Consider the following 551-nt stretch of genomic DNA (forward strand, 5'->3'; position numbering starts at 1 on the left):
TGGAGGGATCGAAGAACCGTTAATTAATGTGCCTTGGTTCTGATTTTGAGCTTTTGGCGTGTTGATTGACGGTTCTTTGGGTCGCTTTCGATCTGCGTTTTGAGCAGATCGAGGGCTACCACCCGCTGGATAGCTATGCATTCGCGCTGATCCGCTCCAGGAAGAGGAAGCCCCGATCCTCATGGTGGCCCGGGAGATGCCGACAGTTCGGATGAACAGTCCCGTTTGTGATTTCCGGTCGGCAAAGACATGCTCGACGCGTGATCGGATCACCGACTTTCCAGCATTCGACTTCTGGATATGCCGTGGCATGGGCTTGAGATGTGGTTTTTTCCTATGAACCTTCGAGACAAAGCCTTCCTTTTCCATGAAGTCCTCATTGGCTTTTGAGCGGTAGGCGGTATCCGCCCAGACGCTTGAGGCTGTATTGGTTTTATCAAGCAAGCCCTCTCTTAATCGCGCGCCATCACCGGCGGCGGCATCCGTCGTTTTCCATTTTCGGATAAACCGAAACTTCCGGTCGATGGAGACGTGATCTTGTACCGGGAGCG

The 551-nt window shown here is 53.0% G+C and carries 1 pseudogene; it reads right to left on the minus strand.

Annotated features, from left to right (window positions below):
* Window positions 1-162: 162 nt before the first annotated feature.
* Window positions 163-551, minus strand: a pseudogene (locus tag AD944_RS15975) (transposase); the annotation flags it as partial.

It is taken from the genome of Acetobacter tropicalis, assembly GCF_001580915.1.
Taxonomy (GTDB): Bacteria; Pseudomonadota; Alphaproteobacteria; order Acetobacterales; family Acetobacteraceae; genus Acetobacter; species Acetobacter tropicalis.